The organism is Arthrobacter sp. NPDC056727 (assembly GCF_042790555.1).
In the GTDB taxonomy this organism is placed as follows: Bacteria; Actinomycetota; Actinomycetes; order Actinomycetales; family Micrococcaceae; genus Arthrobacter.
The window spans coordinates 1-23892 of record NZ_JBHTZA010000025.1; the positions used below are offsets into that span (position 1 = coordinate 1).

Here is a 23892-nt window from a genome sequence, read left to right on the forward strand (position 1 = left end):
GCCGCCCACCTTTTCGGTGGGCGGCCGCCGTCGTGCATTTAACCGCTGGCCGGCCCTGCCGGGATCAGGCCCGGAGCGCCGCCGCCATTTCGCCGCACGGCCGTGCTAAAAACAAGGGTGCCGAAAATCGTGGACGCCGTGCAGCGCCGGCAGGAGATCGTCGGGGCCGTGTGCAGGATCATTGCCACGGACGGCCTGGAACGCGCGTCCCTGCGCGAGGTGGCGGAGGAGGCCGGCCTGGCCGTGGGCTCGGTCCGGCACTACTTCGACAGCAGCGACGACTTGCTGGCCTTCGCCTTCGCCGCCGTTTCGGACCGTATCCTGGTGCGGCTCACCGCGGCGCTCACCGGGGTGGAAGCCTCAGCCGGGGAAGCCGACCAGGACCGGGCGGTATTAACACTGCTGGGCGAATTCCTGCCCCTGGACGAGGAACGTGCCCTGGACGCGTGCGCCTGGCTCGCCTTCAGGAATGCAGCGCGGATCCGGCCCTTCCTGGCCGCCGAGGCGGACAGGAGCCACCGTGCCGTGGCCGCCGTCGTAGGCCAGGTGATCACCCGGATCCTGCACGGGGACGGCGCCTCGGCAGCCGCTGCCGGGCCGCAGTTGGTGACGGCGGCCGAGCACCTCCTGGCCGCTATGGACGGCCTCACCATGCACGCCCTGCTGCAGCCGGGCTGGATGTCCCCGGAAATCTGCCGCGACGTGCTCGTATCCCATGTCGAAGGGCTGCGCAGGAGGGTCGGCGCCAGCCATTAACGTCCCCGGTCTGGGGGAATAGACTGGGAGCCGGAGAGCGGGTAGCCGGCAAGACTGGGCGGGCATCAAGATGCAAGGAGGCATGCGCATGCAGCACACAGGCGGTCCAGGATGGAAGATCACTATGGACACGTCGGGGCCCATGCTCATCGCCCTTTACATACGTGACGTCGCCGGGCTCGACGGCGCGGGTTTCCCGGCGCTGTCGCATGCCGCGCCAAAGGTCCGCCACGTGGACCATGCCCATCTCACGGCCGAAGTGGGCGGCATCAGCGCCCTGAAAACGGAGTGGGAGGCCTGGTGGCAGCAGCTCCTCAAATCACACCCGCAGATGTCGCCCGAGCTATCGCCGCCGGGATTCCGCTCCTTCGCCAACTCGCCGGCGCTGCGCAAGGTACTGCAGGCGCACTTCGGGGCAGCCCTGACCTGGGCCCGGGAACGGCGCGCGGAGTACGCCGAGCTGGAAGCCGAACGCGTGGCCGGAGGCTCCGCGCACCTGCTCGAGGACATCGTGGAGGACCGGCTTCTGGAGGTGGGCCGGGATTCACGGGACTTCGCGTTAACGATTATCGAACTGCCGCTGGATGAGCAGCGGGCGTGGTACCTGGAGCCGGACAAGATCATCATGAGCCACGAACTGCTGTCCCAGCCCGAGGTGTTCCGCAGCTATGTGCAGCCGGTTGTGGAGATCCTCGTCTAGTAATCCGGGCTAAGTTTTCCAGGATTAGGCTGTCGAGGTTCAGGAGCCCGCGGCGGCCAGCGTGATCGACACCCCGCCGCCGACGTCAGGCGCAGCCTGCCAGCCGTTGCGGGCTTTCCTGTCCCACCGCTTGTTGTCCACGTCAACGCGTTCCACCGAGAATTCCTTGGCGTTTGCCACCGCCCAGTGTGCCACCGACCAGGCATAGCTGTCGGCGACGTCGACCTCCAGCGTTTGGCCGGTGGCCGTCGCGGGAACGCTGCCGTAGGCGGCCTCCAGCCCGTCGATCAGGGCGGAGGGGTCACCGGCGGTGTCCGGTGACCGGAGGGTGCAGTTCAGGGATGCCGGAGTCTCACCCGTTAACGCCGAGGCGAAGGAGCGTCCCATCGCTTCGTGCTCGGCGTAGGCAGCCGGGTACGCGGAGCGCTGGACCCGCTGGGCGGCGTCGGTGATTTCCAGCGTGGCGTAGCCGGGCACCTTGACGAGGGCATCGTAGAAGGCGTTTGTGGCGTAGACGGGGTCCATGATCTGTTCCTGGGTGCCCCAGCCCTGCGACGCGCGCTGCTGGAAGAGCCCCCGGGAGTCCGGGCCGGCCAGGTCGCCGTGGCCGATGTTCCGGAGCTTGGATTCCTGCATGGCGGTGGCCAGGGCAATGCTGGCTGCCCGCGGAGGGAGCCCGCGGCGCACTGAGACAGCCGTGATCAGCGCCGCGTTCGCGGCCTGGTCGGTGGCGAGGTCGGCGCGCTGCGAGCCGACGGCGGCGGTGCACTCCTCGGTGATCAGCTGCTCGGAGCGCTGCACCAAAGAGACCGCGGTGTAGATGCCGCCGGCCACCAGGGCGAGGGAGAGGCCGGTGATGAGAGTCCTGCGCAGCCTGCGTCTGCGTGTCACGTGGTTACTCCAGCAATCTGCCGGCACGCCCGTGGGCGGCGTGCCGGCTGTGTCCGGTCGGTTCGCGTGCGGTCAGTTGGCGTGCAGGGCGTCGTTGAGTTCCACTGTCTGGCCCTTGCGCGGGAGGACTTCAACTTCACCGGTGGTGGAGTTGCGACGGAAGAGCAGGTTCGGCACGCCGGACAGTTCCACGGCCTTGACGATCTTGCTGGTGTCCTCGCCGTCGGCGTCCTTGGGGCCGGCAAGGCGGACGCGGGTGCCTGCCGTGACGTACAGCCCGGCCTCCACCACGGAGTCGTCGCCGATGCTGATGCCGACGCCGGAGTTGGCACCCAGCAGGACCCGCTGGCCCAGCGACACCTTTTCCTTGCCACCGCCGGAGAGGGTGCCCATGATCGAGGCGCCGCCGCCGACGTCGGTGCCGTCTCCGGCCACCACTCCGGCGGAGATGCGGCCTTCAACCATGGAGGTCCCCAGGGTGCCGGCGTTGAAGTTCACGAAGCCCTCGTGCATGACGGTGGTGCCCTCGGCGAGGTGGGCACCGAGGCGCACGCGGTCGGCGTCGGCGATGCGGACGCCTGCGGGAACGACGTAGTCCACCATGCGCGGGAACTTGTCCACGCCGTACACCGTGACCGCGCCGCGCTTGCGCAGCTTGGCACGGGTCAGTTCGAAGCCGTCCACGGCGCACGGGCCGAAGTTGGTCCAGACGACGTTCGGGAGCTTGCCGAAGATGCCGTCCAGGTTGATGCTGTTGGGCTGGACCAGGCGGTGCGAGAGCAGGTGCAGGCGCAGGTAGGCGTCGGCGGTGTCGGCCGGGGCCTCATCCAGGTTGATCTGGACGAACACAACCTTCTGCTCGGTGCCGCGGTCGGCGTCGGTGCCGGCAGCCGCGATGTCCGTCAGGGTTTCATCGGCGTTTTCCACGGCGCGGAGGCTTTCGGCGGCCACACCCAGGGCGGGGGCGGGGAACCAGGCATCCAGCACGGTGGCTTCGCCGTTCCGCGTGGCGATGGTGGCTACGCCGAAGCCATAAGCCGAACGGGATTCGCCGGACAGTGTCTGGGCAGCGGGCACGGCGGAAGAAGCGGTTTCAGTCATGCGCCAAGTCTATCGAGACGACGCGGACGCACCGAAACCGGTAGCCGCCTATCTGAGCCGGGCCTGACGGCCTGCCGGGAAGCCGGGAACGCCCGGGCTGTTGCCGGGATGCCGACCGGAAGCGGCCGGCCGGGCGCGGGTACAGTGGGATGGTGATTGCCGAAACAGCCCCCGTAACCCTTGACCTGCGCCAGGACGTGGCACTGCTCACCGCCGCGCTGATCGACGTCGACAGCGTCTCGGGCAACGAGCGCCGGCTGGCGGACGCCGTCGAGTCGGCACTGCGCCAGCTGCCCGGCCTGGAACTGGTCCGCGACGGCGACTCCATCATCGCCCGGACCAACCTTGGCCGCAGCGAGCGGGTCATCCTGGCCGGCCACCTGGACACCGTGCCGCTGCCTGTCACCGAAGGCTCGCTGGGAACGGTGCCGTCCACCTGGCCGTCCGGGGTTCCCGGCGACGGTGTCCTGTACGGCCGCGGCGCCACCGACATGAAGGGCGGCGTTGCGGTCCAGCTTGCACTGGCGGCCTCAATGTTCGACGGCGGGGCGGAACCGGGCAAGGACGTCACCTTTGTGTTTTACGACCATGAGGAGGTGGAAGCGGTCAAGAGCGGGCTGGGCCGGCTGGTGCGGAACCACGGCGGGCTCCTTGGCGGCGACTTCGCCATCCTCCTCGAACCGACCGACGGCATAGTGGAGGGCGGCTGCAACGGCACCATGCGCTTCCACGCCACCACCTCCGGCGAGGCCGCACACTCTGCCCGGGCCTGGATGGGGCGCAACGCGATCCACGCGGCGGCGCCCATCCTGGAACGCCTTGCGGCGTACAGCCCGCAGACCGTGTCCGTGGACGGACTGGATTACCGCGAAAGCCTGAACGCGGTGAAGATCCATGGCGGCACCGCGGGCAACGTCATCCCGGACCGCTGCGTCGTGGAGATCAACTACCGCTTCGCCCCGGACAAGACCCCCGACCAAGCGGAAGAACACGTGCGCGCGCTGCTGGACGGGTTCGACGTCGTGCGCACAGACAGCGCCGCCGGCGCGCGCCCCGGACTGAACCACCCTGCCGCCGCGTCCTTCGTGGCCGCCGTGGGCGGCGAGCCCAAACCCAAATACGGCTGGACCGACGTCGCACGCTTCAGTGAGCTGGGCATCCCGGCCGTGAACTTCGGGCCCGGGGATGCGCTCCTGGCGCACAAGGACAACGAGCACGTGGGGGCCGAAGGCATCCGCACCTGCCTGCGGGCGCTGCAGACGTGGCTGGCCTGAGCACCGAACAGACTTGAAACACGAAGGGTCCGCAGCCGGATTGGCTGCGGACCCTTCGTGGCAAAGCCTGCCGTGCTACTTCACCACGTCTATTTCACGACGGTGGACACGCCTGCGGTGGGGGCCTTGGCCACTCCGCCGGCGGCCTTCTTGGACCCGTGCCGCTCAATCCAGATGGCCAGCCGGGACACTGCCAGGTTGATGGCAATGTAGATGGCCGCGGCCACGAAGAAGACCGGGAACAGGAACTGCGGGCCCAGGAAGTCAGCCATCACCTGCACCGCGCGCAGCAGTTCGCCGTAGGCGACGATGTACCCCAGCGAGGTGTCCTTCAGCAGGACCACCAGCTGCGCCACGAGGGACGGCAGCATGCGGCGGACCGCCTGCGGCAGTTCGATGCTCAGCCGCGACTGGAAGCTGGTCAGTCCGATTGCCAGGCCCGCCTCGCGCTGGCCGCGGGGGAGTGACTGGATGCCTGCCCGGATGATCTCCGCGAAAATGGCGGCGTTGTAGAGGACCAGGCCGGCCACCACGGCGATGAACGAGCTGGTGGCGAAGACCAGCAGCACGAACAGCATCATCAGGACCACGGGCATGCCGCGCAGGAATTCCAGCACAATCCTGGTGGGAACCCGGATCCAGGCCACATCGGAAATGCGCATCAGGCACAGCAGGAGCCCCAGCGGAAAGGCAATTACGGCTGCGATGGCCGCCGCGCTCAGTGTCGCGCCCATGCCGTTGGCGATCAGCGTCCAGACATCCGCCTGGCCGAAGATCGCCCAGCGCTGGGCCTGGAAGATGCCCTGCTGGGCCAGGGTCATGAGTGCCCAGGCCAGCAGCGCAGCGATCAGCACGACGCCGATCACGGAGCCGATCAGCGAGACGCGGCGGGCCTTGGGGCCGGGGACATCGTAAAGAACCGAGCTCATCGGGCGATCGCCACCTTTCGTTCGACCTGGTGGGCAAGGTAGCCCAGTGGCACGGTGATCAGGAGATAGAAGAAGGCAACACCGACGAGGACCCACATGACGGCGTCGCCATGGTCGTTGGCAAGCTGCTTGCCGTAGCCAAAGAGCTCCAGCACGTAGAAGGCGCCGGCCACCGAGGAATTCTTGACCAGCGCGATGAGGATATTGATCAGGGGCGGGACAACGGTGCGGAGCGCCTGCGGCAGGATGATCAGCGACAGGACCTGGCTGAACTTCATGCCGATGCTGCGGGCGGCCTCGGCCTGGCCGACGGGAACGCTGTTGACGCCCGAGCGGACCGCCTCGGCGATAAACGCGGCTGTGTAGGCGCTCAGGGCGATGATGGCTGCGACCTCGAACTGCTGGAAGGTCACGCCCAGCCGGGGGAGCACCACCGCCGCGAAAAAGAACGCGATGGTGAGCGGGGTGTTACGCACCACCTCCACGTAGAACATGCTGAACCCGCGGAGGGCGGCCACGGGGGAAACCCGGGCGGCGGCCAGCAGGGTGCCGACAACCAACGCGATGATGCCGGAAACGGCGGCCAGGAACAGGGTTCTGAGAAAGCCGTCCCAGTACTGGGGGAGGCTTTCAATAATGACGTCCATAGGATCCTTTAGCTGCGTTCAGGGGAATGTGCGGAAAACGGAAGCGGCGGCTACCGGCAGGCTATGGATGCACAGCCGCCGGTAACCGCCACGATCGCCTTAGTAGCGGTCGATGGCCGGAAGTTCCGGTGCCTTCTTGATGACCGCGCCTGCCGTGTCTTCCCAGGCCTTCTTGTAGGAGCCGTCCTTGGAGAAGCTTTCCAGCTGGTCGTTGACCCAGTTGCGGAACTCGGTGTCGCCCTTCTTCAGGCCGATGCCGTAAGGCTCCTTGGTGAAGGTGTCCTCGGATGCCAGCTTGAAGGCGTCGGGCTCCTTGTTGACGAAGCCTGCGAGGATCGCGTTGTCCGTGGTCACCGCTTCAACCTGCTTGTTGCGCAGCGGCTCGAGGCAGGCCGAGTAGGTGGCGGCGGGCACCAGGACCGCGCCGTACTTCTCGACAATGGTGGACGCCGGGGTGGAGCCCGTCACGGAGCAGACCTTCTTGCCCTTGACGTCCTCCGGCTTGGTGATGGACGTGTTGTCCTTGTTCACCATGAGGGCCTGGCCGGCTTCGTAGTACGGGCCGGCGAAGTCGACTTCCTTCTTGCGCTTGTCGTTAATGGTGTAGGTGGCCACGATCAGGTCCACCTTGCCCTGCTGGATGAACTGTTCGCGGTTCGCGGAGACAGTTTCAACCCATTCAATCTTGTCCGCGGCGATGCCCAGCTTGGCGGCGAGCAGCTTGCCGATTTCGACGTCGAAACCGACTGGCTTGCCGTCCAGGCCCTTCTGGCCGAACAGGGGCTGGTCAAACTTGGTGCCGATGCTGATCTTGCCTGCGGACGCGAGCTTTTCCATGGTGGTACCTGCAGCGAAGCTGGGCTTCTCGACCGGCGTGGGGTTGGAGCCGGTCCCGGTGCCGCCGCCGCCGCAAGCGCTCAGTGTAAGAGCGATGGCCGCGGATGCTGCTGCCAGAAGGGATTTCCTTCGGGTCAAAAATGCCTTCATGACATTCCTTTCATTGGGCGGCCGCCGGTGACGGCCTGGGTGCGAAATCGGGTGGTCTTGAAGCTGGGGCTGCTGAATCGGTTGTCAGTGCGTGAGCAGCTTGGACAGGAAGTCCTTGGCGCGGCTGCTCTTCGGATTGGTGAAGAACTCCTCGGGTGTGGCGTCCTCCACGATCTGTCCGTCGGCCATGAACACCACACGGTCGGCGGCCTTGCGGGCGAAGCCCATCTCGTGGGTCACCACGATCATGGTCATGCCCTCCTTGGCCAGCTGGATCATGACGTCCAGGACCTCGTTGATCATTTCCGGATCGAGGGCCGAGGTGGGCTCGTCGAACAGCATGACCTTGGGCTTCATGGCGAGGGCACGTGCGATGGCCACGCGCTGCTGCTGGCCGCCGGAGAGCTGCGCCGGGAGCTTGGGGGCCTGATGGCCCACGCCCACGCGCTCAAGCAGGGCCATCGCCTCTTTGTCCGCCTCCGCCTTGGAGATGCCCTTGACCTTGATGGGGCCCAGGGTCACGTTTTCCAGGATGGTCTTGTGTGCGAACAGGTTGAAGGACTGGAACACCATGCCGACGTCGGCGCGAAGCCGGGCGAGCTCCTTGCCCTCCTCGGGCAGCCGCTTGCCGTCGATGGCGATGTCGCCGTCGTCGATGGTTTCAAGCCGGTTGATGGCCCGGCACAGCGTGGACTTTCCCGAACCTGACGGGCCGATGACCACAACCACCTCGCCCTTGCGGACCTGGAGATTGATGTCCTTCAGAACGTGCAGCTGACCGTAATGCTTGTTGACGGCATTCAGAGCGACGAGTGCATCGCCGGGCAGTTGAGTAGTCATAAGAACGAATCTAGCGAACATTGCCCGGTTATGACCGGAATCACCCCAACTTCCCGCGATCGTAATTCAAGAGATACCTGCAGGTCAGCAGGTTAGCCTTGGGGGATGAGCATCAACGCAGATCCGTCAAAATCAGTACAGCCCCGCCGCAAAGGGCCCCTAGAGCTACGCCGCAAGCAGGCCGCGGTGGAGATGTCGGATCAGCGCCTGCTCGACACCAAGGGGCCGGGCCACTTCATCCACACCGATCCCTGGCGGGTCATGCGGATCCAGAGCGAGTTCGTGGAAGGCTTTGGTGCGCTCTCCGACCTGGGCCAGGCCGTCAGCGTGTTCGGCTCCGCGCGCACCAAGCCCGGCAGCGTGTTCTATGACATGGGCGTCGAGGTGGGACGGAAACTGGCTGAAGCGGGGGTGGCTGTCATCACCGGCGGCGGGCCGGGCTCGATGGAAGCGGCCAACAGGGGAGCCGTGGAGGGCAACGGCGTCTCCGTCGGCCTCGGCATCGAGCTGCCGTTCGAGCAGGGCCTGAACCAGTGGGTGGACCTCGGGATTAACTTCCGCTACTTCTTCGCCCGCAAGACCATGTTCGTGAAGTACGCCCAGGGCTTCATCGTCCTACCGGGCGGCCTCGGCACCCTGGACGAGCTCTTCGAGGCCATGGTCCTGGTCCAGACGCAAAAGGTGACCTCGTTCCCGATCGTTCTGCTGGGCGCGGCATTCTGGGGGCCGATGATCGAATGGATCAAGGGGACCCTGGTGGCTGAGGGAATGGTTTCGGAAAAGGACCTGGACCTCATCCAGGTGGTGGACAGCCCGGAGGAAGCCGTGAACCTGGTCCTCCACGGCCACGTCCGGGCACCCTCCACCAACGGCGACCAGCGTCCGGAGTAGGAGTTGGGCAGGGAGCAGCTGCGCGGGCAAGAGGGGCAGGCGCGGCTGCGTCTGGCACGATTGGTGATGTGAGTTTCTTCCTCGTCTTCCTCGCCATCGTCCTGATTGGAGCCACCGCCCTCATCGGCACTGACATCGGGGCGGGCATGCTGCGGAGGAAACGCGCCCGTGCGCCGCTCGCCAAGGACGGCTTCAACGACGGGTTCGATGAACCCGTGGCGTCCCTGCCGCCGGTGCTGCTTCCCGACGACGCCACACCGGCCGACGTCGACCATGTCCGGTTTGCGCTGGGGCTGCGGGGCTACCGGATGGACCAGGTGGACCAGGTGCTGGACGACCTGCGCGACCAGCTGGCCGCCAAGAACGCCGAGATAGACAGTCTCCGCGGGCAGCTGCGGGCCTCTGCCGGACAGCCGGCCGCCGGGGAACGGACGTGAGCTCCCCGATGCCGCCTCCGGGCCCCGTGCCGCCTGCAACCGCCGAGCCCCCGTCATGGAATTCCGGGACACGGCTGGACACGGTGTTCCGGACGGCCGCGTCCCGGCTCGGCGGCAGCCTGGTCCGCTGGCCGTGGTGGGCCCAGGTGGCGGCGGTCTTCGTGGCCGCCCGGCTGGTCAGTGCCTGCATCTTCATGTCGGCGGCCCTGCACCAGGGATTCAACCCCTGGTTCCCGGCCAAGCCTGACTACTGGAACTTCATCAACATCTGGGATGCGCGGTGGTACGAGTCCGTCATGACCGGCGGGTATCCGTCCGAACTGCCGGTGGATGCGTCCGGCAACGTCCAGGAGAACACCTGGGCCTTCTACCCGCTGTTTCCGACGCTCGGGCGGATGCTTTCTGCTGCCACGGGGATGGGCCCCGCCGCCGCCCTGATCGTGATCGCGATGCTCGCCGGCCTGGCGGCCTCGCTGGTGGTCTATCTGCTGTTCCGCACCAGGGCAGCCCACTGGCCGGCCCTGTGGGGGACCGCGTTCTTTTCCACGTTTCCCGTGTCGCCGGTGCTGCAGGTGCCCTACGCGGAATCCCTGAACCTCCTGCTGCTGGCCGGTGCGCTGCTGCTGGTGGTCCGGCGGCAGTACCTGTGGGCCATTCCGGTGGTTCTGGCCATGTGCCTCTCCCGGCCCACGGGCGTACCGTTTGCGGCGGCCGTCGGGATCCTGTTCCTGTACCGCGCCGCGGAGGCCTGGCTTGCGGCACGGAACCGGGGTCCGGGGTTCAGCGGAGCGGCTGCCGGGGGGCTTCGCGTCCACGGCCGGAACGAGCTGTGGTCGCTGGCAGGGCTGGCTGCCGTCAGCTGCGCAGGCGCCCTCGCCTGGCCCGGCATCGCATGGGCGGCCACCGGCGACATCGCTGCCTACACCAAGACCGAAACCGTGTGGCGCGGGGACGACCTCGTGCCCTTCAAACCCTGGTTCGACACCGGTGTCCTGCTCTTCGGGCCCGTGCTGGGGCTCGTGGCACCGTTCGTTTTCGTGGCGGTGTTCGGGCTGTTCATGGCGTCCCCGCCGGTGCGCCGGCTGGGGACGGAGCTCCGGCTCTGGTGCGTGTGCTACATGGGATACCTCGTGGTGTTCCTGCATCCGCAGACCAGCACTTTCCGCATGCTGCTTCCGCTGTTTCCGCTGGCTTTGGCTGCCGCGCTCGTCTCCCGGTCGCGGGCCTACCGCGGCGCTGTGGTCACGATGTTCGTCCTGCTGCAGATCGTATGGGTGGTCTGGCTGTGGGCGTGGGCGCAACTGCCTGGCGGCGGGGACTATCCGCCCTGATGCCCTGGGGGTTTTCCCAGTTCAGGCCGCAGAAGCGCGCAGGATTCCGCACGTGAACAATTGTCCATCGATTAGCTACAGGCGGGTAATTACAGGATAATAGGAACTAAGCAAGGACAAAAAGCATTCGGATTGTTCGGCCATGGCGGCTGCCGAAAGGACCGCCAGAGCGGCTTTGTTTTTGACCACGCGGACTCAGCCCGGCCGGGCTGCTCGGTCCTGGACTACTGGAGGGGATTTTCCTCATGGCGGCTATGAAACCACGCACCGGCGACGGCCCTATGGAAGTAACCAAGGAGGGCCGCAGCCTGATCATGCGTGTGCCGCTCGAAGGCGGCGGCCGGCTCGTGGTTGAACTAAATGCAGCAGAGGCGGCCAACCTCAAGGAATGCCTCGTCGGCGTCACCGAATAGCCAGCGTCACCGAAATAGGGGCGCAGGACAAGAGTAAAGGCAGGGCCCGCAGCCGGAAGGCTGCGGGCCCTGCCTCTTTCTGTCCGGCCTATCTCTTAACGGCTACCAGCAGCCCGTCGCCGGTGGGGAGCATGGCGGACGCCAGCCGCTCGTCGTCGCGCACGGCCTTGCCCACCTGGCGCAGCACCACGGTGGTGGCATCGCGGGCCGCGGGGTTGGACACCCGGTCCTTGTCCAGCGCGTCGTTGACGATCAGCAGGCCGCCGGTCTTGAGCAGGCGTACGGCCTGTTCCACATAGCGGGGAAAGTTGGGCTTGTCGCCGTCGATGAAAACGAGGTCGTAGGCGGCGTCGGTGAGCCTCGGCAGGACATCGCCGGCACGGCCTGAGATGGTGCGGGTGCGGTTCGCCGGGCTGCCGGCTTCCTGGAACGCCTCCCGCGCGGCCTTCAGATGCTCGACGTCCACGTCGATGGTGGTGAGCACGGCCTGCGGGCCGAGGCCGCGGAGCAGGCAGACGCCCGAGACGCCGGCGCCGGTGCCGATCTCGACGGCGGTCTGCGCCTTGGAAGCCGCCGCCAGCACGGTCAGCACGGCGCCAACGCCACGGCCGATGGGTGTCACGCCCAGCTCGAACGAACGCTCCCGGGCGCGCAGCAGGACCTCATCCTCGGCAGGCAGATCTTCTGCATAGGACCAGCTCGTGGACTTGTCGGCGCTCATGGGTTTCGCTTTCTGGGCGGCAGGGGGCATGTTATTACAGCGTACTTGGTTGGACGGCGCCCAAGCGGCAAGTGACAGCGGGGGTGCCTGTGATGGCGGATACTGTCCTGGAGTTGCGCTTTTAGCAGAGAGGAACCCCGCAGTCAGGAAATTCCCAGCCAACTTTGACATGATAATAATCCGCTCATCCAAGTGGTGACCGGCGCCGAACCAATGATGTAAAGCACGTCAGGCGTTATTACATCCACGAGGGGAGTGGACGATGTCAGCATCCGTTGCGGCACCTGTCCCTGCAACTGAAGAGCAAGCCGCCGAGTGGGCCGTGCCCACGTGGGAAGAAGTGGTCACCAACCACTCCGCCAAGGTGTACCGGCTCGCCTACCGGCTTACCGGCAACAAGTACGACGCCGAGGACCTCACCCAGGAGGTGTTTGTCCGCGTCTTCCGTTCCCTGGAGAACTTCAAACCGGGAACCCTGGACGGCTGGCTGCACCGGATCACCACCAACCTCTTCCTGGACCAGGCGCGGCGCAAGAGCCGGATCCGCTTTGACGCCCTGGCCGAGGACGCCGAGTCGCGGCTGCCCGGCCGGGAGCCCGGCCCCGAGCAAAGCTTCGAACTGAACAACCTGGACCTCGATGTCCAGGCCGCCCTCGAGGAACTCCCGCCGGACTTCCGTGCCGCCGTCGTCCTGTGCGACCTTGAGGGACTGTCGTATGACGAAGTCGCCGAGGCCCTCGGCGTGAAGCTGGGCACCGTGCGCTCACGCATCCACCGCGGCCGGACGATGCTCCGCGAAAAGCTTGCCCACCGGGATCCGCGCCCGCAGCAGGCACGCAAGCCGCGGCTGAAGATGCCCCGCATCGCCGGCGTTCTCTGATCGGCGACATGCGTCAGCTACATCGCTTGCTGGAGGGGCTCAGGAAGAACGCAGGGATCCCGCCGCTTGCGGGCGGACGGCACCCGCAGACGACGGAGCATATCCGCGTGTGCGCCGAGTGTGCCGCCGCCCTGCACCGGCAACGCCAGTACATCGAGCGGCTCCGTACTGCCGCGGTCCCGGCAGCCAGTGACGAACTGACGGCGCGGCTCCTGCTCCGTACCCAGCATTTGGCCATGGCGCCTGCCCCCGTTTCCCGGCCCAGCCGGGTAATGCTGGCAGGACTGGCCGGCGGGGTAGCCGTGGTGGCGGCCGGGGCTGTCGCCGTCGGAGCGTACACCGTGGCCGGTGAGCCCAGGCAGTACGCCGCCGGCACCGCCTCGCTCTATGGCCAGTCCGGGCACTCACCGGGAACAGACAGCCGCCTTGCCGCGCTGCGGTCCTCCGGCTGGACCTGCCCTGAACTGCGCGCGATGGGCTTCCGCCTGGTATCCGCCAGCACAACGGTCCTGGCGGGGCAGCCCACGGTTGAACTGCGCCTCACGGACGGGCAGCACACGGCACGGATTCTGGAACAGCACCAGGAGTCGCTGGCGGCTCCGTGGCCGCTCAACCCGCTGACGGGCCACCCGGCGGGAGCCGACGGCTATGTTGCCGCTGACATGCCCGGAACGACGGCGGACAGCCGGGTCTGGGTCAAGGCGGGGTCACCGTGGAGTGCGATCTACCAGACAGCGCGGAGCACCTTCACCTACGTGTCGGACCTGCCCGCCACCGCGGCCGACGACGCCGTGGCGATGCTCGCAGGGCCAGCCGGCGCGGCGGGCCCGGGCCTCGCGGCCGGGACGGACGCGGCCGCAGGCACGGCAGACGCCCAAGGGCCGGCGCAGGAAGGCGTCGTGGACAGGGTCGAGCGCGGCCTGCGCAAAATGGCCCGCCAGTTGGGGCTTTGAGACGGTTCCGGGTCCCTGCAGCATGCCCCACCGGGGCGCTGGCCGGGTCGAAATCGTCACTGCCTCCCGGGAAAGGGTAATCTTCCTAACGTGTTTGGAATCAACGGCCCGGAGTTTATCCTTCTGCTGCTCATCGGCATTCTGGTGATCGGCCCCCAGAGGCTGCCCGAATACACCCAGAAACTGGCGAACCTGGTCCGCGAAGTGCGGCGGATGGCCTCCGGCGCGCGGGAACAGATCAAGGAAGAAGTCGGCATCGACATCGATGAAGTCGACTGGAAGAAGTACGATCCCCGTCAGTACGACCCGCGGCGCATCATCAAGGAAGCGCTCCTCGAGGACGACTCCAAGCCGGTCAGCGCCGGCGGTCCCGCGGCGGTAGCCGCAGCCGCGGCCGCCGCCTCCCACTCCGAGGAACGGCCGGAACGCATCATCGAGCAGCTGCCCTACGGCGAAGCGGCCCCGTTCGATTCCGAGGCGACGTAGTCCCCACCGGCTCCCAGCCTTCGCAATCTCAGGCCGGGTCCCTCGCCGGCGTCGGCCCCGGCCCGGGCTCAGTCAGCGGGCACGGGCTCAATCAGCGGGGCTGGACGTCCAGCTTCATCCCGGCCAGTCCCCGCGGCCTGGCCGCGAGCTTTCCGGCGATGCCGGCCAGGGCCGTTGCGGCGGGTGTATCCGGGCCGCCCAGCACGATGGGCTTGCCTGAGTCGCCGCCCTCCCGCAGGAGAATGTCCAGCGGAATCTGGCCCAGCAGCGGCACGTCCGTGCCGGTGGACGCGCTGAGCCGCTCGGCTAGCACCTCCCCGCCGCCGCTGCCGAACAGGTCCATCCGCCCGCCGTCGGGCATTTCCAGGAAGGACATGTTCTCGATGACCCCGGCCACCGTCTGTCCGGTCTGGGTAGCGATGGCCCCGGCACGCTCCGCGACGTCGGCCGCGGCGGCCTGGGGAGTGGTGACCACCAGGATCTCGGCCTTGGGCAGCAGTTGCGCCACGGAGATGGCGATGTCCCCGGTGCCCGGCGGGAGGTCCAGGAACAGCGCGTCAAGGTCGCCGAAGTAGACGTCGGTCAGGAACTGTTCCAGGGCCCGGTGCAGCATTGGCCCGCGCCAGGCAACGGGCTGGTTGCCGGTGACGAACATGCCGATGGAAATGACCTTCACGCCGTAGGCCACCGGCGGCAGGATCATGTCGTCGACCCGGGTGGGCGCCTGGGTGATCCCCATCAGGGCCGGCACCGAGAAGCCGTACACGTCCGCGTCCACGATGCCCACGCGCAGCCCCTGTGCCGCGAGGGAACAGGCGAGGTTGACGGTCACCGAGGACTTTCCCACGCCGCCCTTGCCGCTGGCCACCGCAAAGACCTTGGTGAGGGACCCCGCCTGGTTGAACGGGATGCCGCGCTGGCCGCCGGGGCCGCGCAGCTGCTCCTTCAGTGCGTCGCGCTGCGCCTGGGTCATGACCTTCAGGTCAACCTCAACGCCGGTGACGCCCGGGACGTCCAGCAGCGCCGATTCGGAGTCCCTGGTGATGGTGTCGCGCAGCGGGCAGCCGGCAATGGTGAGCAGCACCGCCAGGCGGACGGTCCCGTCGTCGGAAATCTCCACGGAATCAACCATGCCCAGCTCGGTGATGGGGCGCCGGAGTTCCGGGTCGATGACGGTTGCCAGGGCAGCGTTGACTGCCTGAACGAGGGTGGTGCTCATGCCGTGGTGCTCAGCTTTCGGGAGTGGTGGGTCGGTGGGCTGCCCGGCCCTGCCGCGTTTTTTCAGACTTGACCTTGGGGATCTGCTGGGTGCGCGGATTCCGTTGCCGCTCCCGCTTCTCCTTCAGCTTTTCCCGGACCAGTTCGCGCGGCGATTCATGGATTCCGGGCCCGGTGGTCTCATGGGTGCGGAGCTCCTCCTGCGCTTCCAGCAGGTCCTCCAGCAGGCTGCGCAGCTCCGCCCGGACGTAGTCGCGGGTGGCCACTTCACGCAGCGCGATCCGGAGCGAGGCCAGTTCCCGGGTGAGGTATTCGGTGTCCGACAGGTTGCGTTCGGCCCGCTGCCTGTCCTGCTGGAGCGACACGCGGTCGCGGTCGTCCTGGCGGTTCTGCGCAAGCAGCAGCAGCGGCGCGGCGTAGGAGGCCTGCAGGGACAGCATGAGGGTCAGGAGCGTAAACCCGAGTTCGACCTTGTCGAACTGCCACTCAGTGGGGGCGAAGGTGTTCCAGGCAAGCCAGAATACACAGAACACGGTCATGTAGAGCAGGAACTGCGGCGTGCCCATGAAACGGGCGAAGCCCTCCGTCGCGTGGCCGAACGCGTCAGGGTTCGGCGAGAACTTCGGGAGGATGCGCTGCCGGCCGCTCAGCGGCGTATCCAGGCTGCCCTGGGCCGCCGGTTTCCCGCCCGGGCGGGTTCCTTTTACCGTGTTCTCAGCCAATGCGGCCACCAAGCTTCCTGACCGGGGCTTCGCCGTCGTTCGCCCGCCAGTCATCGGGCAGCAGGTGGTCCAGGACGTCGTCCACCGTCACCGCGCCCACCAGCCGGCCGGCCTGGTTGACCACCGGCAGCGAGTTCAGGTTGTACGTGGCGAGCGTGCGGGCCACCTCGCTGATGTGGGCAAGGTCAGAGAGCGGCTCGAGGTTCTTGTCCACGAGGTTGCCCAGCGACTCGAACGGGGGGAAGCGCAGCAGCTGCTGGATGTGCACCACGCCAAGGAACCGGCCGGTGGGGGTTTCCAGTGGCGGACGGGCAATGAAGATGGATGAGGCAAGGGCGGGGGAGAGTTCCTCGCGCCGGACGTGGGCGAGGGCCTCGGCCACCGTGGCTTCGGGCGGCAGGATGACGGGAACGGGGGTCATGAGGCCGCCGGCGGTGTCCTCGTCGTATTCGAGGAGGCGCCGGACGTCCTCGGCGCCCTCGGGCTCCATCAGCTGAAGGAGTTCCTCCGCCTGGGCGGACGGCAGCTCGCCGAGGAGGTCTGCGGCGTCGTCAGGGTCCATCTCCTCCAGGACGTCTGCGGCGCGCTGGACGTCGAGGGCGGAGAGGATTTCCACCTGGTCGTCCTCGGGCAGTTCCTGGAGGACGTCGGCAAGCCGCTCGTCCTGCAGTTCGCTGGCAACCTCGAAGCGCCGCTTGTCGCTCATTTCCTGCAGCGCTTCGGCGAAGTCCGCGGGCTTGAGGTCCTCGTGGTTGGCCACGAACTGGGTGGCGGCCTGCGGTTCCGTCTTGGCTCCCTGGTGCGCGTCGGCCCAGTCGATGATCATGGTCTCGTTGCGCCGCAGCCTGCTCAGGGGCGCGAGGGAATGCCCGCGCCGGACAAACAGCTTGCTCACGAACCAGTCGCCCGAACGGTGCTGGTCCATGGCGATGTCCTCGATGGTGGCGTCGCCGCTGCCATCGGTGAGGGTGACCCGGCGGTCGAACATTTCAGCCACCACCAGGGTCTCCGCGCCGCGCTGCTCGAAGCGCCGGAGATTGACCAGCCCGGTGCAGATGATCTGTGTCTGGTCGATGGAGGTAATGCGGGTCATGGGCACGAAGACGCGCTTCTTGCCGGGAACTTCGACGACGATGCCCACCACGTGCGGGGCGCCGCGGGTTCCGCGGGAGAGCACGACGACGTCACGCAACCGCCCCAGACGGTCGCCCAAGGGGTCGAAGACGTCCAGTCCCAGGAGGCGCGCAACAAAGACGCGGGTAGGATTCGTGCTCACCTCTACAGGCTACCGAGTCTGCTCTCTTTTAGCTGAATTTTCAGCTTTCACCCATCCTTATGGGCAAGAATGGGGTTATGGCAAACATTTTTGGTGCTCCGAAGGCTGCGCCCAACGGCTCGGACGAATCGAAGACCGTCCCCACCGGGGATACCGTCGGCTCGTATACCTCCTACCTGGACGCCCAAAAGGCCGTGGACTACCTCGCCGACCAGCAGTTCCCGGTGCACTTGGTGTCCATCGTGGGGAACGACCTCAAGATGGTGGAACGGGTGACGGGCCGCCTCAGCTACCCGCGGGTGGCGCTCTCCGGTGCGCTGAGCGGCATGTGGTTCGGCCTGTTCGTCGGCGTCATGCTCTCCTTCTTCACACCCGCCGGCGGAACGTTCTCCATCATCAGTTCGGTGCTGATGGGCGCGGCGTTCTTCATGCTGTTCGGGATCGTCACCTACGCCATGCAGCGCGGCAAGCGCGACTTCACTTCCACCAGCCAGGTGGTTGCCACCAACTACGACGTCATCGTTGCCTTCGAGGCTGCCCATGAAGCGCGCAGGCTGCTGCAGCAGCTCCCCATGACGCCGTCCGACGCCACTGCCGGTTCCCGCCAGGCGTCCTACACCCAGCACGACTACCAGAACCAGCCCCACCAGCAGCCGGGCCGGCACCAGGGTCCGCCGCAGGGCGCATCCCAGGGGCAGGCGCCGCAGCGGCCGGCCGGGTGGAACGACCCCTACGGCCAGCGCGGGCAGGACGCAACCCACCAGTACGGCACAGGCCAGCAATACGGCACAGGTCAGCAATACGGCACAGACCAGCAGCATGGAGCGGACCAGCACGCCCACGGCGGGCAGCAGCAGGACAGCCAGCAGTATGGAGCAGGCCAGCCGGGCCAGGCGTACGACCCCAACCAGCCCTACGATGCAGAGCAGCCATACGGTTCCGGACAGCACTACGGTGCCAACCAGCAGGCCCAGCAGAACGCTGCCAACCAGCAGTACGGGGCTAACCAGGAGGACCAGGCCGCAGAGGGCGCGCCGGCAGCCGGCCAGCGCCCGGCGTCGTCCGTCCGCTATCCGGACCTGCCGGACGGCCGGCCGCAGTACGGCGTTCGGGTGGACCCCAACCAGGCCGAGCAGGGCCGGGACGGTCAGCAGCACTAGCCGCGGACGCTGTTTACGTCCAGCACGAAGGGACGGCCACCGGATCATCCGGTGGCCGTCCCTCTTTCGTTGGTGCAGGCAGGCGCTATGCCTTGGCGTCGGCCTCCTGGTAGATGCCGGCCATCCAGGCCTCGACGTCGTCCGCTGTGCGGGGCAGCGCCGCGCTGAGGTTCACCGGGCCCTCGGCGGTCATCAGGATGTCGTCCTCGATGCGCACGCCGATCCCGCGGTACTCCTCGGGAACGGCGAGGTCTTCCTGCTTGAAGTACAGGCCTGGTTCGATGGTGAAGACCATGCCCTCCCGCAGCACGCCGTCCAGGTAGAGTTCCCGCTTGGCCTGGGCGCAGTCGTGGACGTCGAGGCCAAGGTGGTGGCTGGTGCCGTGCGGCATCCAGCGCCGGTGCTGCTGGCCGTCCTCGCCGAGGGCCTCCTCGACGGAGACCGGAAGCAGGCCCCATTCCGCCAGCCGCTCCGCGAGCACGGTGGTGGCGGCCGTGTGGATGTCGCGGAACTTCACGCCGGGCTGGGCGGCCGCGAATCCGGCGTCGGCAGCGTCCAGGACGGCTTCGTAGATCCTGCGCTGGATGTCCGAGAACTTGCCGTTGGCCGGGAGCGTGCGCGTGATGTCGGCGGTGTAGAGCGAATCGGCCTCAACGCCGGCGTCCAGCAGGATGAGCTCTCCGGCGTTGACCTTGCCGGTGTTGCGGGTCCAGTGGAGCACGGTGGCGTTGTTCCCGGAGGCGGCAATGGTGTCGTAGCCGAGTTCGTTGCCTTCCTCCCGGGCACGGGCGAAGAAGGCGCCTTCCACCACGCGTTCGCCGCGGAAATGCGTCAGGGCGCGGGGCAGCGCCTTGACCACTTCGGTGAAGCCTTCCACGGTGGCGGCCACCGCGGCCTGCATCTGCCCGACTTCCCACTCATCCTTGGTCAGGCGCAGCTCGGAGAGTGCCTCGGAGAGCTTCTCGTCGAGGGCGTCCAGCACGCCAAGGTCGAGGTTGTCCGGGTCCTTGGCCGTGTTGTAGCGGGCGGTGTCCACGAGCGCATCGATGTTTTCGTCCACCTTGCGCACCAGGCGGATGGAGATGCCGCCGATTTCGGGGGCGCCGACGTTCTTGGTGACGGCCACCTCGAGTTCGTCGATGTGGGCGGTGGGGATTCCGAGCCGGGCCTCGAACTCCGCCAGTGTGGGCCGTGCGCCGATCCAGAATTCGCCCGACCGGGCGTCGGCATAGAACTGTTCGGTGTCCCGCCCGGCCAGCGGCCGGAAGTAGAGCGTGGCGCGGTGGCTGCCGCCGTCGTCGCCCTTTCCCTCCTCGACGGGTTCGAAGATGAGCACGGCGTCGGGCTCATGATCCAGCCCGAGGCCGGTGAGGTGCGCGAAGCCGGAGTGCGGCCGGAAGCGGTAGTCGCAGTCGTTGGACCGGACCTTCAGGGGCCCGGCCGGAAGCACCAGGCGTTCGCCCTTGAACTGGTCCGAGATGGCCCGCCGCCTCCTCGCGGCGTGGCTGGCGACGGCGTCGCGTTGAGGGGTCTCCTCCGGCGCCGGCGCCCAGTTGCTGGCCATGAAGGCCTTGAAGGCAGCGGAAGTGGGCCGCTGGGAGCGGTTGTTGACGCGCTCTTCCAGGGGCTGGGAAGCTGTGGGTTCACCGTTGTGGGTGTTGTCTGCATCGTTCACCGTCCCATAGTCTCACCCGTCAACGCACGCCATCTACTAGGCTGGGCTGGTGAGGATAGATCTGCACGCCCACTCGAATATTTCCGACGGCACGGAGACACCGGCCGACGTCATGGCAGCCGCGGCCGCGGCGGGGCTGAACGTTATCGCGCTGACGGACCATGACTCCACGGACGGCTGGGCGGAAGCGTCCCGGGCGGCGCTGGACAACGGCGTGGCGCTGGTGCCCGGCATGGAAATTTCGTGCCGGACGGACCAGGGGATCAGCGTCCACCTCCTGAGCTACCTGCACGACCCCGCCCACCCCGGCCTGCTCGAGGAAATCACGAAGGCCAGGGAAGCGCGCCTCACCCGCGCCGAGCGCATGGTCACTTTGCTGGCCGAGGACTACCCCCTGAGCTGGGACGACGTCATCCACCACGTGGCACCGGGGGCCACATTGGGCCGGCCGCACATCGCCGATGCGCTGGTGGCCGCCGGAGTGGTGGCGGACCGTTCCGAGGCCTTCACCTCGATCCTCACGTCGCATTCGCGCTACTTCGTGCAGCACTACGCGCCGGAGCCGGCACTCGCCGTCGAACTGGTCCGCGCAGCAGGCGGCGTTCCCGTCTTCGCCCACCCGGTTGCGTCCGCGCGGGGGCGGATCGTGGGTGAAAGCACGTACCACAACATGATCGACGCCGGCCTGGCCGGCCTGGAGGTAAACCACCGGGACAACCCCGAAGAGGGCCGGGAATTTTTGCGCAAGCTCGCCGCCCGGCACGGGCTACTCGTGACGGGGTCCTCGGACTACCACGGCCTCGGCAAGCCCAACCGGCTGGGGGAGAACCTGACCGCGCCGGACGTGTTCGAACGGATCGAGGAGCAGGGCACGGGCACCGCTGTCGTTCGTTAAAGCCCAACTGACCGGCAGCAGTTGTTCGTTTTGAGGCGTCAAAACGACAACTAATGCGAGCTAGCTGGGCGGGCAGGAGACGATCTCGGCGTGCGCCCCCAGCCGCTTGGCCATGACGTCGATGGCCGGCTGGTTCTGGTCCACGCAGACGAACCTGCGCCCCATTTTGGCCGCCACCGCACCGAGGGTGCCGGAACCGGCGAAGAAGTCCAGGCACCAGTCGCCCGGGCGGCTGGACGCGGCCACCACCCGGCGGATCAGGCCCTCGGGCTTCTGCGTGGGGTAGCCGGTTTTTTCCTTGCCCGTGGGGGAGACGATGGTGTGCCACCAGACGTCCGTGGGCAGCTTGCCCAGCTCACGCTTGGCAGGAGTCACGAGACCGGGGGCCATATAGGGCTCCCGGTCCACCTCGGCGCTGTTGAAGTGGTACTTCGCCGGGTTTTTGACGTAGACAAGGATGTTGTCGTGCTTGGTGGGCCAGCGGTTTTTGGCGCGCGCACCGTAGTCGTAGGCCCAGATGATCTCGTTCAGGAAGCACGCCCGGCCAAAGATGGCGTCCAGCATCACCTTGGCGTAGTGGACCTCGCGGTAGTCAAGGTGCAGGTACAGGGTGCCGTCGTCGGCCAGTAGCCGCCAGGCCTCCACCAGCCGCGGCTCGAGGAAGGACCAGTAGTCACTGAAAGCGTCGTCGTACCGGTGCAGGGCGCCCTTGATCGTGTCGTAGGAGCGGCCCTTGAAACCCACCCGGTCGCCGTCGCCGTCCGCGTTGAGCACCATCTTCGTTTCCTGGCGCTGCTGGGCCCGGCCCGTGTTGAAGGGCGGATCCACGTAGATCAGCGTGAAGGCGCCGTCCGGCAGCGTGGGGAGGAACTCCGCGTTATCCGCGTGCACCACCAGGTTGCTGCCGTCCGGCGCCCAGACAGTTTCACTCATTGAGGCTATGGGGCCTCGGTGCCGGGCTGCGAGCCGGTTGCGGCTTCGCTGCCGGAGACCACTTCGCCGTTGCGGCGGCGCGTGCGGGTGCGGTTGCGGCGCGGGCGTGCCGGCTGCTCACCTTCAACGGTCGCGGTGGCGGCGGCGCCTGTTCCGGCATCCGCGCCGGACTCTGACGCGCGGCTGTCTGAAGAACGACGGCGGCGCTCGCCCGAACGCTTGCCCGCGTCACTGCCGCGGCGGCTGCCTTCCCTGCTGCCGGAGCGGCCGGAATCGCGGCCGCCCGGGCGGCTGTTCTTCTTGCCGGTCTCGCCCAGGTCCTCGAGGACCTCGGCATCGACGCCGGCGAGGGTGCGCTTGCTGCGCGGCAGCCGGCCCTTGGTGCCCTCCGGGATGTCCAGGTCGGTGTAGAGGTGCGGCGAGGAGGAGTACGTCTCGACAGGCTCGGGAACGCTCAGCCCCAGCGCCTTGTTGATGAGGCCCCAGCGCGGCATGTCGTCCCAGTCGACGAACGTCACGGCGGTGCCCTTGTTGCCGGCGCGGCCGGTGCGGCCCACGCGGTGCAGATAGATCTTTTCGTCTTCGACGCACTGGTAGTTGATGACGTGCGTGACGTCGTCGACGTCGATGCCGCGGGCGGCGACGTCGGTGGCCACCAGGACGTCCACCTTGTTGTTGCGGAAGGCACGGAGCGCCTGCTCGCGGGCGCCCTGGCCGAGGTCGCCGTGGATGGCGGCAGCTGCGAAGCCGCGGTCCACCAGTTCCTCGGCCACCTTCGCGGCAGTGCGCTTGGTCTTCGTGAAGATGATGGTGCGCCCGCGGCCGCGGGACTGCAGGATACGCGAGACCACCTCGGTCTTGTCCATGCTGTGGGCGCGGTAGATCAGCTGCCGGATGTCGCGCTTGGTCAGGCCCTCATCGTCAGGATCGGCGGCGCGGATGTGGGTGGGCTGCGTCATGTACCGGCGGGCCATCGCGATGACCGGGCCGGGCATGGTGGCGGAGAACAACAGGGTCTGGCGGACGGCGGGGGTGCCGGCGATGAGGGTCTCGACGTCGGGAAGGAAGCCGAGGTCCAGCATTTCGTCAGCTTCGTCCAGCACCACGATCTTGACGTTCTTCAGGACCAGGTGCTTCTGCTTGTAGAGGTCAATCAGGCGGCCGGGCGTGCCGACCACAACCTCGACGCCCTTCTGCAGCGCATCGATCTGCGGCTCGTAGGCGCGTCCGCCGTAGATCGTGGCGATCCGGGCGTTGCGCTTGCGGGAGGCGGTCTGGAGGTCGTTGGCAACCTGTACGGCGAGCTCACGCGTGGGAACGATCACCATGGCCTGCGGTGCGCCCGGTGCGGGCAGCTTGTCGAAGCCGGCGTCGTCGCGGCCCACCACCCGCTGAAGCGCAGGAATGCCGAAGCCGAGGGTCTTGCCGGTGCCGGTCTTGGCCTGGCCGATGATGTCGTGGCCGGACAGCGCGACGGGCAGCGTCATGGCCTGGATGGGGAAGGGGTGCGTGATGCCGGCGTCCGCCAGGGATTCGACGATGTCGGCGCGGACGTCGAAGTCGGCGAACGACTTTTCGGCTATTTCGTGCGGCTTCTCGTCCGAGATGATGGTCTCTTCCGGCTCGATGGTCTCGGTGCCGGTGTCATCGGAGAGCAGCTGGTGGGTATGCAATTCACTCACAGGGGAGTTTCCTTATTCATTTAGGCATTGGCGCCGCCTGCTCAACGGCGGCGGCCGCGGGGGCCGTTCCGGAGCACGCTCAGGCGCGCAAGCA

25 protein-coding genes are annotated in these 23892 nt (G+C 67.4%); 12 read left to right on the forward strand and 13 right to left on the reverse strand.

Features of this window, described 5'->3' with window-relative positions:
- The first annotated feature begins 117 nt into the window (after positions 1-117).
- Together ACFRAH_RS19930 and ACFRAH_RS19935 are read left to right on the forward strand one after the other, a co-directional pair.
- The gene (locus tag ACFRAH_RS19930; RefSeq protein WP_377992644.1) at positions 118-756 is read left to right on the forward strand and encodes a TetR/AcrR family transcriptional regulator; all 639 of its coding nucleotides are present in this window, start codon (positions 118-120) and stop codon (positions 754-756) included.
- Positions 757-844: 88 nt separating this feature from the next.
- On the forward strand, positions 845-1456 hold the full coding sequence (locus tag ACFRAH_RS19935; RefSeq protein ID WP_377992645.1) for a hypothetical protein: 612 nt from the start codon (positions 845-847) through the stop codon (positions 1454-1456).
- Between the two features lie 39 nt (positions 1457-1495).
- Here ACFRAH_RS19935 and ACFRAH_RS19940 read toward each other — a convergent pair whose 3' ends face one another.
- Together ACFRAH_RS19940 and dapD are read right to left on the reverse strand one after the other, a co-directional pair.
- Complete coding sequence (locus ACFRAH_RS19940; RefSeq protein ID WP_377992646.1) at positions 1496-2347, reverse strand: hypothetical protein; 852 nt, start codon at positions 2345-2347, stop codon at positions 1496-1498.
- Positions 2348-2419: 72 nt separating this feature from the next.
- Positions 2420-3448, reverse strand: a complete 1029-nt coding sequence (gene dapD, locus ACFRAH_RS19945) for a 2,3,4,5-tetrahydropyridine-2,6-dicarboxylate N-succinyltransferase (RefSeq protein ID WP_377992647.1) — start codon at positions 3446-3448, stop codon at positions 2420-2422.
- 149 nt (positions 3449-3597) lie between these two features.
- On the opposite strand from dapD, the gene dapE reads away from it, so the two are divergent.
- Positions 3598-4722, forward strand: coding sequence for a succinyl-diaminopimelate desuccinylase (dapE, locus tag ACFRAH_RS19950; protein ID WP_377992648.1), 1125 nt, complete (start codon positions 3598-3600; stop codon positions 4720-4722).
- 89 nt (positions 4723-4811) lie between these two features.
- On the opposite strand, the gene ACFRAH_RS19955 is transcribed toward dapE, so the two are convergent.
- The 4 genes from ACFRAH_RS19955 to ACFRAH_RS19970 all read right to left on the reverse strand — a co-directional run bounded on the left by ACFRAH_RS19955 (position 4812) and on the right by ACFRAH_RS19970 (position 8125).
- Positions 4812-5651, reverse strand: a complete 840-nt coding sequence (locus tag ACFRAH_RS19955; protein ID WP_377992649.1) for an amino acid ABC transporter permease — start codon at positions 5649-5651, stop codon at positions 4812-4814.
- Positions 5648-6298, reverse strand: a complete 651-nt coding sequence (locus tag ACFRAH_RS19960) for an amino acid ABC transporter permease (RefSeq protein ID WP_377992650.1) — start codon at positions 6296-6298, stop codon at positions 5648-5650. The genes ACFRAH_RS19955 and ACFRAH_RS19960 overlap by 4 nt, the downstream gene beginning before the upstream one ends.
- Positions 6299-6397: 99 nt before the next feature.
- The gene (locus tag ACFRAH_RS19965; protein WP_377992651.1) at positions 6398-7285 is read right to left on the reverse strand and encodes a glutamate ABC transporter substrate-binding protein; all 888 of its coding nucleotides are present in this window, start codon (positions 7283-7285) and stop codon (positions 6398-6400) included.
- An 84-nt stretch (positions 7286-7369) separates the two neighbouring features.
- Complete coding sequence (locus ACFRAH_RS19970) at positions 7370-8125, reverse strand: amino acid ABC transporter ATP-binding protein (RefSeq protein ID WP_377992652.1); 756 nt, start codon at positions 8123-8125, stop codon at positions 7370-7372.
- 105 nt (positions 8126-8230) lie between these two features.
- Between ACFRAH_RS19970 and ACFRAH_RS19975 the strand changes: the two genes are divergently transcribed.
- The 4 genes from ACFRAH_RS19975 (at position 8231) to ACFRAH_RS19990 (ending at position 11197) form a co-directional block, all read left to right on the forward strand.
- Positions 8231-9016 (forward strand): TIGR00730 family Rossman fold protein, encoded by a 786-nt coding sequence (locus ACFRAH_RS19975; protein ID WP_377992653.1) that lies wholly within the window; start codon positions 8231-8233, stop codon positions 9014-9016.
- A 68-nt stretch (positions 9017-9084) separates the two neighbouring features.
- Entirely contained in the window at positions 9085-9453 is a 369-nt protein-coding gene (locus ACFRAH_RS19980) for a DivIVA domain-containing protein (protein ID WP_377992654.1), read from the forward strand.
- Positions 9450-10784 (forward strand): hypothetical protein, encoded by a 1335-nt coding sequence (locus tag ACFRAH_RS19985; protein WP_377992655.1) that lies wholly within the window; start codon positions 9450-9452, stop codon positions 10782-10784. The genes ACFRAH_RS19980 and ACFRAH_RS19985 overlap by 4 nt, the downstream gene beginning before the upstream one ends.
- A 245-nt stretch (positions 10785-11029) precedes the next feature.
- Entirely contained in the window at positions 11030-11197 is a 168-nt protein-coding gene (locus ACFRAH_RS19990) for a DUF3117 domain-containing protein (RefSeq protein ID WP_009357720.1), read from the forward strand.
- An 88-nt stretch (positions 11198-11285) separates the two neighbouring features.
- Here the strand turns inward: ACFRAH_RS19990 and ACFRAH_RS19995 are convergent, their stop codons facing one another.
- A complete protein-coding gene (locus tag ACFRAH_RS19995) occupies positions 11286-11918 on the reverse strand; it encodes an O-methyltransferase (protein WP_377992656.1) in 633 nt (210 codons plus the stop codon).
- Between the two features lie 262 nt (positions 11919-12180).
- On the opposite strand from ACFRAH_RS19995, the gene sigE reads away from it, so the two are divergent.
- From sigE to ACFRAH_RS20010, 3 genes are all read left to right on the forward strand, one after another.
- Positions 12181-12798 (forward strand): RNA polymerase sigma factor SigE, encoded by a 618-nt coding sequence (sigE, locus tag ACFRAH_RS20000; protein ID WP_377992657.1) that lies wholly within the window; start codon positions 12181-12183, stop codon positions 12796-12798.
- 8 nt (positions 12799-12806) lie between these two features.
- On the forward strand, positions 12807-13751 hold the full coding sequence (locus ACFRAH_RS20005; RefSeq protein WP_377992658.1) for an anti-sigma factor: 945 nt from the start codon (positions 12807-12809) through the stop codon (positions 13749-13751).
- A 90-nt stretch (positions 13752-13841) separates the two neighbouring features.
- Positions 13842-14237, forward strand: coding sequence for a twin-arginine translocase TatA/TatE family subunit (locus ACFRAH_RS20010; protein WP_377992659.1), 396 nt, complete (start codon positions 13842-13844; stop codon positions 14235-14237).
- A 91-nt stretch (positions 14238-14328) separates the two neighbouring features.
- Here ACFRAH_RS20010 and ACFRAH_RS20015 read toward each other — a convergent pair whose 3' ends face one another.
- From ACFRAH_RS20015 to ACFRAH_RS20025, 3 genes are read right to left on the reverse strand one after another with little or no spacing between them, the layout of a single operon-like run.
- Positions 14329-15456 (reverse strand): Mrp/NBP35 family ATP-binding protein, encoded by a 1128-nt coding sequence (locus ACFRAH_RS20015; protein WP_377992660.1) that lies wholly within the window; start codon positions 15454-15456, stop codon positions 14329-14331.
- Positions 15457-15466: 10 nt separating this feature from the next.
- Positions 15467-16189, reverse strand: a complete 723-nt coding sequence (locus tag ACFRAH_RS20020) for a DUF1003 domain-containing protein (RefSeq protein WP_377992661.1) — start codon at positions 16187-16189, stop codon at positions 15467-15469.
- Positions 16170-17453, reverse strand: a complete 1284-nt coding sequence (locus ACFRAH_RS20025; protein ID WP_307104086.1) for a magnesium transporter MgtE N-terminal domain-containing protein — start codon at positions 17451-17453, stop codon at positions 16170-16172. The genes ACFRAH_RS20020 and ACFRAH_RS20025 overlap by 20 nt, the downstream gene beginning before the upstream one ends.
- 77 nt (positions 17454-17530) lie before the next feature.
- Here ACFRAH_RS20025 and ACFRAH_RS20030 point away from each other — a divergent pair, with 77 nt between their 5' ends.
- On the forward strand, positions 17531-18613 hold the full coding sequence (locus tag ACFRAH_RS20030) for a general stress protein (RefSeq protein WP_377992662.1): 1083 nt from the start codon (positions 17531-17533) through the stop codon (positions 18611-18613).
- Between the two features lie 85 nt (positions 18614-18698).
- Here ACFRAH_RS20030 and ACFRAH_RS20035 read toward each other — a convergent pair whose 3' ends face one another.
- Positions 18699-20288: an aminopeptidase P family protein gene (locus ACFRAH_RS20035; protein ID WP_377992663.1), complete on the reverse strand. Its 1590-nt coding sequence runs from the start codon at positions 20286-20288 to the stop codon at positions 18699-18701.
- Positions 20289-20337: 49 nt separating this feature from the next.
- On the opposite strand from ACFRAH_RS20035, the gene ACFRAH_RS20040 reads away from it, so the two are divergent.
- A complete protein-coding gene (locus ACFRAH_RS20040; RefSeq protein ID WP_377992664.1) occupies positions 20338-21183 on the forward strand; it encodes a PHP domain-containing protein in 846 nt (281 codons plus the stop codon).
- Between the two features lie 60 nt (positions 21184-21243).
- On the opposite strand, the gene ACFRAH_RS20045 is transcribed toward ACFRAH_RS20040, so the two are convergent.
- Positions 21244-22116, reverse strand: a complete 873-nt coding sequence (locus tag ACFRAH_RS20045) for a DNA-methyltransferase (RefSeq protein WP_377992665.1) — start codon at positions 22114-22116, stop codon at positions 21244-21246.
- Positions 22117-22121: 5 nt separating this feature from the next.
- A complete protein-coding gene (locus ACFRAH_RS20050) occupies positions 22122-23798 on the reverse strand; it encodes a DEAD/DEAH box helicase (RefSeq protein ID WP_377992666.1) in 1677 nt (558 codons plus the stop codon).
- Positions 23799-23892 lie beyond the last annotated feature (94 nt).

Coding starts and splice junctions, on each gene's coding strand:
- ACFRAH_RS20005 (WP_377992658.1), top strand. CDS start 12,807: ATGCGTCAGCTACATCGCTTGCTGGAGGGGCTCAGGAAGAACGCAGGG.
- ACFRAH_RS20030 (WP_377992662.1), top strand. CDS start 17,531: ATGGCAAACATTTTTGGTGCTCCGAAGGCTGCGCCCAACGGCTCGGAC.
- ACFRAH_RS19970 (WP_377992652.1), bottom strand. CDS start 8,125: ATGACTACTCAACTGCCCGGCGATGCACTCGTCGCTCTGAATGCCGTC.
- ACFRAH_RS20045 (WP_377992665.1), bottom strand. CDS start 22,116: ATGAGTGAAACTGTCTGGGCGCCGGACGGCAGCAACCTGGTGGTGCAC.
- dapD (WP_377992647.1), bottom strand. CDS start 3,448: ATGACTGAAACCGCTTCTTCCGCCGTGCCCGCTGCCCAGACACTGTCC.
- dapE (WP_377992648.1), top strand. CDS start 3,598: ATGGTGATTGCCGAAACAGCCCCCGTAACCCTTGACCTGCGCCAGGAC.
- ACFRAH_RS19965 (WP_377992651.1), bottom strand. CDS start 7,285: ATGAAGGCATTTTTGACCCGAAGGAAATCCCTTCTGGCAGCAGCATCC.
- ACFRAH_RS20015 (WP_377992660.1), bottom strand. CDS start 15,456: ATGAGCACCACCCTCGTTCAGGCAGTCAACGCTGCCCTGGCAACCGTC.
- ACFRAH_RS19975 (WP_377992653.1), top strand. CDS start 8,231: ATGAGCATCAACGCAGATCCGTCAAAATCAGTACAGCCCCGCCGCAAA.
- ACFRAH_RS19995 (WP_377992656.1), bottom strand. CDS start 11,918: ATGAGCGCCGACAAGTCCACGAGCTGGTCCTATGCAGAAGATCTGCCT.
- ACFRAH_RS19955 (WP_377992649.1), bottom strand. CDS start 5,651: ATGAGCTCGGTTCTTTACGATGTCCCCGGCCCCAAGGCCCGCCGCGTC.
- ACFRAH_RS19960 (WP_377992650.1), bottom strand. CDS start 6,298: ATGGACGTCATTATTGAAAGCCTCCCCCAGTACTGGGACGGCTTTCTC.
- ACFRAH_RS19935 (WP_377992645.1), top strand. CDS start 845: ATGCAGCACACAGGCGGTCCAGGATGGAAGATCACTATGGACACGTCG.
- sigE (WP_377992657.1), top strand. CDS start 12,181: ATGTCAGCATCCGTTGCGGCACCTGTCCCTGCAACTGAAGAGCAAGCC.
- ACFRAH_RS19990 (WP_009357720.1), top strand. CDS start 11,030: ATGGCGGCTATGAAACCACGCACCGGCGACGGCCCTATGGAAGTAACC.